The organism is Pseudomonas persica (genome assembly GCF_900291015.1).
GTDB lineage: Bacteria > Pseudomonadota > Gammaproteobacteria > Pseudomonadales > Pseudomonadaceae > Aquipseudomonas.
The window spans coordinates 103,822-111,896 of the sequence record NZ_OLKL01000037.1 but is presented as its reverse complement, the minus strand read 5'-3'; the positions used below and the strand labels follow the sequence as shown (position 1 = coordinate 111,896).

Annotated in this window: 7 protein-coding genes and 1 pseudogene; 2 read left to right on the top strand and 6 right to left on the bottom strand. The window is 62.3% G+C overall.

The features are described from left to right. Window positions 1-513 (top strand): annotated as a pseudogene (locus FQ664_RS27515) (hypothetical protein); the annotation flags it as partial. After that, window positions 506-898 carry a hypothetical protein gene (locus FQ664_RS18235; protein WP_144173891.1) on the top strand — a complete coding sequence of 131 codons (393 nt, stop codon included), beginning with the start codon at window positions 506-508 and terminating at the stop codon, window positions 896-898. The pseudogene FQ664_RS27515 and the gene FQ664_RS18235, both read left to right, overlap by 8 nt. Before the next feature lie 9 nt (window positions 899-907). Here FQ664_RS18235 and FQ664_RS18230 read toward each other — a convergent pair whose 3' ends face one another. The 6 genes from FQ664_RS18230 to FQ664_RS18200 form a co-directional block, all read right to left on the bottom strand. Next, window positions 908-1,972 carry a TerC family protein gene (locus FQ664_RS18230; protein WP_144173889.1) on the bottom strand — a complete coding sequence of 355 codons (1,065 nt, stop codon included), beginning with the start codon at window positions 1,970-1,972 and terminating at the stop codon, window positions 908-910. A 175-nt stretch (window positions 1,973-2,147) separates the two neighbouring features. Then, window positions 2,148-3,455, bottom strand: coding sequence for a substrate-binding domain-containing protein (locus tag FQ664_RS18225; RefSeq protein WP_144173888.1), 1,308 nt, complete (start codon window positions 3,453-3,455; stop codon window positions 2,148-2,150). Window positions 3,456-3,884: 429 nt separating this feature from the next. Next, window positions 3,885-5,033, bottom strand: coding sequence for an ABC transporter ATP-binding protein (locus FQ664_RS18215; RefSeq protein ID WP_144173884.1), 1,149 nt, complete (start codon window positions 5,031-5,033; stop codon window positions 3,885-3,887). 19 nt (window positions 5,034-5,052) lie between these two features. Further along, window positions 5,053-5,862 (bottom strand): ABC transporter permease, encoded by an 810-nt coding sequence (locus FQ664_RS18210; protein ID WP_015270845.1) that lies wholly within the window; start codon window positions 5,860-5,862, stop codon window positions 5,053-5,055. Between the two features lie 6 nt (window positions 5,863-5,868). Further along, the gene (locus tag FQ664_RS18205) at window positions 5,869-6,786 is read right to left on the bottom strand and encodes an ABC transporter permease (protein WP_015270844.1); all 918 of its coding nucleotides are present in this window, start codon (window positions 6,784-6,786) and stop codon (window positions 5,869-5,871) included. Beyond that, entirely contained in the window at window positions 6,783-7,808 is a 1,026-nt protein-coding gene (locus FQ664_RS18200) for an ABC transporter substrate-binding protein (protein WP_144173882.1), read from the bottom strand. Before FQ664_RS18200 ends, FQ664_RS18205 begins: the two co-directional genes overlap by 4 nt. Window positions 7,809-8,075: the final 267 nt, after the last annotated feature.

Genomic DNA, 8,075 nt, shown 5'->3' with positions numbered 1-8,075 from the left:
GAAAGCGGCGTACCTCAACAAACAGCTTAACCTGGGCAGCTATGAGCGGCTGAAGAAGAGCTTGAACATTTCGACCACGAGCCTTGTGCACCATTGGTTGAAGGCGGGCGGGCCGGGGCAGATTCCGAGGTATGCGACGCATCTGGACAAGGTGGCACGGCTTAGCAAGTACCTCGAATATGGAGGGTGTGCTGCAATTGGGTTGGGTGGGACTTCTTCTTATCTGAAAGTACAAGAGGTTTGTCGAGTTGGTGAGGCTGAAGCTTGTAAAAAGGTCAGATTGACCGAGACAGGAGGTTTTGCTGTTGGAACCGGCGGAGCTATGCTTGGTTCCTCAGGTGCAACTCTTGTATCTGGAACAATATGTGCCGCTATTATATGGGTTCTGCAGGTCTGGCCGCACCAGTGTGCGGCATAGTACTGGTGGGTAGCAGCGGTATGGCTGGAGGAATGCTGGGCGGGATGCTCGGTGAGTCGGTAGGCGAAGTTATTTACGAGGCGACCAGTGATTGATGTTACTGGCTGGCAATCACTTGCCAAATTAATAATCTTACTAAGTCCCTTTGTTATCGGCCTTCCAGGGCTTGTCCTTAGTGCTGTCTCGACGTTGACAAAAGATTATGACGTCGCCTGCTCGGCCATCACCAGCAACCCCTATTTCGAAAGCATCAAGCGTGCATGGGGTTCTGGATCATTCAAATGGCGCTGGATGACCCTTTGTACGGTAAGCGGGCTAGTTGCATTCCCGTGGCTAGTATTGCGTATGGGGCAACTGGATGCCGACGAGTTAAATGCGTTTCCGCACAAGCTTAAACGTAGGTTGAAGATATCAGCGTGGCTAAGCATGACTGGTTTCATCTGGATGGTGATTGTATGGGCATCATTTAAATTTAAATAAGGCGGAGGATCAGCCCCGCATCTGCGGGTCTTCCTCTTTCTGGCTGACTGTACAATCGGCATTTGAAGGCTGTCTGGGTTTAGCATCCTTGATATCCGGCTTCTCCCCCCGCGTCTTGACCAAGGAAACCACCACCCCACCCAACAGCAACCCAAACGTCACCCCCAACGACAACAACGCCGGCACCTTGCCGACCATGCCGTGATAGAAAATCTTGCAGCCAATAAATACCAACACCAGCGCCAACGCATACTTGAGGTACACAAACCGGTGCATCAACGCTGCCAGTGCAAAATACAGCGAGCGCAAGCCGAGGATGGCGAAGATATTCGAGGTATAGACAATGAACGGGTCCTGGGTAATGGCGAAGATCGCCGGCACGCTGTCGACGGCGAACACCAGGTCGGCCAGTTCGATCAGCACCAGCGCCATGAATAGCGGGGTGGCATGGCGCAGTGCCTTGTGCTGCCCGGGCGGGGTCTGGCGCACGAAGAAGTGCGAGCCGTGGATCTGCTCGGTGACCCGCATGTGCCGGCGTACGAACTTCAGGATCGGGTTGTTGGCCAGGTCCGGACGGCTGTCTTGCTTCGACAGCGCCATCTTCACCCCGGTAAACAGCAGGAAGGCGCCGAAGAAATACAGCACCCACGCGAAGTTCTGCACCAGCGCCGCGCCCACGCCGATCATGACCGCCCGCAGCAACACCACCCCGAGGATGCCCCAGAACAGCACGCGGTGCTGGTAGCGGCGGGGGATGGCGAAGTAGCTGAAGATCATCGCCATGACGAACACGTTGTCCATCGACAGCGACTGCTCGACCAGGAACCCGGTGTAGAACTCCAGCGCCGACTGCGCACCCAGCTGGTACCAGACCCCGGCGCCGAACAGCACGCCGACGCTGAAGTAGCCCGAATACAGCAGCAGGCTTTCGCGCATTTCGATTTCCCGGTCGTGGCGGTGCAACACGCCCAGGTCGAGCACCAGCAGACCGATGACGATGGCCATGAATATCAGCCACAACCAGATGCTGGTACCGAGGAACGGGGTGGTGAGGAATGCCTGTAGAGCTGCCATGAGCCCCTCCTTGCATGTCGACGTTGCATGGCAACAGTGATCCGACATGGCGGCCAAGTAGCCGTCAGAGGGGCCCGGTATCACATGGGCTTGAGCCTAGACCCGTTTGCCGGTGATGCCGAATGGGGAGCTGTTACATTTCTTTGCCAGGGCCGACCTCCGGTGATCAGGCCTTTCAATAAACCCACACTTCCACCCGCCGGTTACGCAGTCGCCCTTGCTCCAGCTCGTTCCCTGCCACCGGCAGTTCATCCCCCATCCCCGTCACCTCCAGCACCTCCACACCATCGCGCGCCAGCTCACGGCGCACCGCCTGGGCCCGCAGGCGGGAGAGCAGGGCGGCGCGACCGGGCGTCTCCTTGGGGTCGCCAAAGCCCACCAGCACCACCTTGCGCCGCAGCTTGCCGGTATTGCGCAGGTACTCGGTCACCCGCTGTACATCGCGCAGAGCCTTGTTGTCGAGGCTGGCGCTGCCTTCCTGGAAGCGGAAGTTGACGCTCAGCCGCTGCGCCTGCTGGGCCAGGGTGCGATAGCGCGGCGGCATGTCGGCCTGGGGCGTGACAGGCTGGGCCTTGATCTGCTGCGAAACGAAGCCCTGCCGGGCGATGATCGCCTGGCCGGCCGGGCTCTGGGCAAAGTCGGCCAGGGCCCTGGCCTGGGGCTTGGGGTTGGCCGGCAGGTAGAAGTACAGGCGCCGTGACAGCGGGTAGTCTTCGCTGGCCACCAGCGCACGCTCCGGCAACATGGCTGGCGCGTCGCCCTCGGCCACCGCCAGCACCTTGGCTCCGTGTATCGCTGCCAGGCTGCTGAAGCCGATGGCCTGGCGGTCGGCGCTCACGCGCGCGGCCAGATCGTCGCTGGACTCGAAGCGTTGGGCCGTGGGCGAAAGCTCGCCATGCTGGGGTTCCAGCACCAGTGCCTTGAAGGTCTCAAAGGTGCCGGAGCGGTCGTCACGGGCATACAGGTGGATGGTCCCGCCACTGACGCCCAGTTGCTCCCAGCGCTGGATCTGCCCCGAGAAAACCTGCGCCAGTTGCCGGGTGGTGAGTTGCGGCAGGGGGTTGTCGGGATGGACGATGACTGCAACGCCATCCAGGCCGATGACTTGTTCGGCGGCCGCAGTGCGCAGGTCGCCCAAAGCCTGCAGTTGGCGTACTTCGCTGTCGTTGATCGGCCGCGAGGCAGCGGCCAGGTCGGCCTCGCCATGGCCCAGGGCGAAGAAGCCGGTGCTGGAACCGTGGGCGGCGATGTCGATGCGCAAAGCCTGGCCGTGCGCGTCACGTGCGCTGATAACGGTCTCGTTGGCCAACTCGCCCGGGTGTTGTTCGATGGCGGTAGCTTGCTGTGCGCGCAATTGCCCTTGCACCAGCGCCGGTAGCAAGGCCGCGCCAATGGTGTTGGAGCCTTGCACGCGCAGCTGCGCGGGCTCGGCCAGGGTCGCCAGCGGTAGCAGGGTAAGCAGCAAGACAAGCAGGCGGGGCATGCCGGGAGGCCTATGGCATAGAGTTGGCCGGCAGATTACGACAGTGGCGTGATGATAATGTGACAGTCCGTGGGGTAGTGAGCTTTGCCTGATGCCAGTCAGTTAGCGTCACTGGGACTGCTGTGCAGCCCATCGCCGGCAAGCCAGCTCTCATAGAACTGCACATAACTGGTTGAATTAGCAGGGCCCCTGTGGGAGCGGCTTTAGCCGCGAACACCGGCGCAGCCGGTGCCATGCACCGCGTTGGATTCTTCGCGGCTAAAGCCGCTCCCACAGGATGCACGGACCGCTTGCGGATTCAGTTCTCTATGCGACAGCGCAGCCCAAAGGGCTGGGCCAGCTCCCACAGGTACAGTGAAGCCTTCAGGAGGGCAGGTAACCTGTGGGGGCTGGCTTGCCGGCGATGGGCCGCAAAGCGCCCCGGCAATCTCAATGTGCCCCGGCGGACTTGCTCAGGTCACTCTCTGCCCACTCGGTATAAATGCACGCATCCGCCACCGCCCAGCGCACCTTCACGCTATCCCCCGGCTGCATCGGCATGCCCGCAGCCGACAGCGCCTTCACCGTCAGCTCGGTGCCACCCGCGGTCATCACATGGCAGGTCTGGCTCTCGCCCAGGAACAGCACTTCGCCAACCTTGGCGCTGACCTCGTTCCAGCCCGCCGGCAGCGGCTCGCGCGTGGCCTGTTCGGCGGTCAAGGCCAGGGCCTTTTCCGGGCGCACCATGATCAGTACATCCTGCGAGGCGGCCAGGCCCGGGGTCAGGCGGATGGCCACCGGCTGGCCCTCGAAGCTGCCCGCGCCATTGCCGCTGGCCTTGATCCGCAGGAAGTTGGAGTTGCCCAGGAACGAGGCGACGAAGGCATTCGGCGGGTTCTGGTACAGGTCGTAACCGCTGCCCAGGCCGACGATCTTGCCGTGGCTGAAGATGGCGATGCGTTGGGACAGGCGCATGGCTTCTTCCTGGTCGTGGGTGACGTAGACGATGGTGATACCCAGACGCCGGTGCAACTGACGCAGTTCGTCCTGCAGATCTTCGCGCAGCTTCTTGTCCAGCGCGCCGAGCGGTTCGTCCATCAGCAGGATGCGCGGCTCGTACACCAGCGCCCGGGCAATCGCCACGCGCTGCTGCTGGCCACCGGACATCTGCGACGGCTTGCGGTGGGCGAACTTCTCCAGCTGCACCAGCTTGAGCATGGCATCGACGCGCTTGCTGGTTTCGCTGGCGCCGAGCTTGCGGATGGCCAGCGGGAAGCCGATGTTGTCGCGCACGTTCAGGTGCGGGAACAGTGAATAGCGCTGGAACACCATGCCGATGTCACGCTTGTGCGGTGGCACGTTGACCAGTGACTGGCCATCGACCAGGATCTCGCCGCTGCTCGGCGTTTCGAAGCCAGCCAACATCGACAGGGTGGTGGACTTGCCCGAGCCGCTGGAGCCGAGGAAGGTCAGGAACTCGCCGTCGTGGATTTCCAGGTCGAGGTTGTCCACGGCGGTGAAGTCGCCGTAGTGCTTGTTCAGGCCGCGCAGGCTGACCAGGGTCTTGCCGTGCGCGTTGTCTTTTATCACTGCACTCATTGTGGTTTTCTCCGCGCGCTCAGGCGTTGGCTTCGGTGCGCCGGCGCAAGGCGGCGGCAATGAACATGACAAGCAGCGACAGGCCGATCAGCAGGGTCGAGGCCACGGCGATGACCGGGCTGAGGTCCTGGCGCAGGGTGGTCCACATCTTCACCGGCAGGGTCTGCAGGTCGGGGCTGGCCATCATCACGCTCAGCACCACTTCATCCCACGACACCAGGAAGGCGAACAGGCCGCCGGCGATCATCCCCGGGCGAATCGCCGGGAAGGTCACCTTGAAGATCGCCTGCAGGCGCGAGGCGCCGCAGATCACCGCGGCATCCTCGATCGACTGGTCGAACAGCTTCAGCGAGTTGATGATCGAGATGATAGTGAAGGGCAGGGCGACGATCACGTGGCTGACCACGAAGGCGAACAGCGTGCCGGTGTAGCCAAGCTTGAGGAACAGCGCGTACACCGCCACGGCAATGATCACCAGCGGCACGATCATCGGCATGGTGAACAGCCCGTACAGCAGCTCGCGGCCGGGGAAGCGGCCACGCACCAGGGCGAACGCGGTGGGCAGGCCGAGCAGCACGGCGGCGATGGTGGTCAGCACGGCCACTTTCAGGCTGGCCAGCGCGGCGTCCATCCACTCCGGGTTGGAGAAGAACTGGCCGTACCACTTGAAGGTCCAGCCCGGTGGTGGGAACACCAGCCACTGCGACGAGCCGAACGACAGCAACACGATGAACACCACTGGCAGCAGCAGAAAGGCCGCGATGACCCCGGTGGTCAGGTACAGGCCCGTACGCAGCGGGCGGCCCATGGCATTGGGAGACAGGAGCATGGCGGTTTACCTCGCGTTGCCAACCGGGGATTCCGGCTGCAGCTTCAGGTACAGGTAGAAGAGCACCAGGGTGATCACCACCAGCAGTGCGGCGGCGGCGCTGGCCAGGCCCCAGTTAAGGAACGACTGCACCTGCTGGATGATGAATTCAGGCAGCATCATGTTTTGCGCACCACCCAGCAGGGCCGGGGTGACGTAGTAACCGAGCGACATCACGAATACCATCAGCGCCCCGGAGAACAGCCCCGAGCGGCACAGCGGCAGGAACACCTTCCAGAAATTGGTCCACGGGCTGGCGCCGCAGATCGAGCCGGCCTGCAGCACCATCGGGTCGATGGCGTGCATGGTCGCCTGCAGTGGCAGCACGATGAACGGAATCATGATGTAGCTCATGCCGATCACCACGCCGGTCAGGTTGTGCACCATTTCCAGCGGGGCATCGATGATACCCATGGCCATCAACGCCTTGTTGATCACCCCCGAGCTCTGCAGCAGCACCAGCCACGAGTAGGTGCGCGCCAGCAGGCTGGTCCACATCGACAGCAGCACGATGTTCAGCAGCCAGCGGCCCCAGCCCTTGGGCACCAGGGTTATTGCCCAGGCCAGCGGGAAGCCCAGCAGCACGCTGATCAGGGTGACCACGCCGGCCACCGAGAAGGTGTTGAACAGCACCCGCGCATAAGCCGAGTTGGCGAACAGCTGCTCGTAGTTGCCCAGGCCCGGCGTTGGCTCCAGCACCCCGCGCAGCAACAGGCCGGCCAGCGGGGCGAAGAAGAACAGGCCAAGGAACAGCAGGGCCGGCAGCAGGTTGCGGCTGCCTTTCCAGCGCTGGCTCAGGCTGACGCGGCGGGGGGCTGTTCCCGGGGCGCCGGTGCCCGTGGGGGCACCTTGCGCGTTATGCAGGGCGTTGATGGCGACTTTCATTTGACCAACCACTCATTCCAGCGTGCTGCGATGGCCTGGCCGTTCTTGGCCCAGTAGGCGAAGTCGAGGGTGACCTGGTCCTGGGCGTAGGCGGTCGGCAGGTTCTGCGCGAGGTCTTTGTCCAGCTTGGCCACGCTATCGACGTTCACCGGCGCGTAGGCGGTCTTGTTGGCGAACTCGGCCTGGCCTTCGGCGCTGCTGGCGTTGGCCAGGAACTTCATGGCTGCGTCCTTGTTCTTGGCGCCTTTGGGGATGACCAGGAAATCGGCCATGACCAGGTTCTGCTTCCAGCTCACGCCCACCGGTGCACCGTCTTGCTGCAGAGCATAGACGCGGCCGTTCCAGAACTGGCCGAGCGAGGCTTCACCGGAAGCCAACAGCTGCTGCGACTGGGCGCCACCGCCCCACCAGACGATGTCTTTCTTGATCGTGTCGAGTTTCTTGAAGGCGCGGTCCAGGTCTAGCGGGTAGAGCTTGTCGGGGGTTACGCCGTCGGCCAGCAAGGCAAGTTCCAGTACGCCGGGGCTTGGCCATTTGTACAGGGCACGCTTGCCGGGGTAGGTCTTGGTATCGAACAGTGCGGTCCAGTCCACCGGTTTGTTGGCACCGAGCTTGCCTTCGTTGTAGCCGAGCACGAAGGAGAAGAAGAACGAGCCGACGCCATGGTCCGAGACGAAGCGCGGGTCGATCTTGTCGCGTTTGATCTGGTTGAAGTCGAGGGGTTCCAGCAGGCCTTCGCTGGCGGCGCGCAGGGCAAAGTCGGCTTCTACGTCGACCACGTCCCATTGCACGTTGCCGCTCTCGACCATGGCCTTGAGCTTGCCGTAGTCGGTAGGGCCGTCCTGGACAACCTTGATGTCGGTGGCTTTGGTGAAGGGCGCTGCCCACGCTTCTTTCTGGGCGTCCTGGGTGGTACCGCCCCAGCTGACGAAGTTCAGGCTTTCGGCGGCCTGGGTGGCCTGACATGCCAAGGTCAGCAGGCTGGCAGACAGCACTGCGGTTACACGTTTGCTCAACAGCATGGTTACGCCCTCGTTGCTTTTGTTATTCGAGGCGGGGCTTGTGGTGCGCCCGCCAACAGTGTTCGGGGTGCAGGTAAAACAAAGTGTCTGGTGGCCGTTTTTAATTGTAGGTACCGGCCTGCAGATTCAAGGTCTACGGGATATCATATTATGGTATTCCAAGCTTTTGGCAAGAGGTATGAGGCGACCGGCCATCACTCCGTCCTTTCAGAAACAGCGCGGGCCCTGTGGGAGCGGGTTCACCCGCGAATGCGTTGGTGGCTTCAC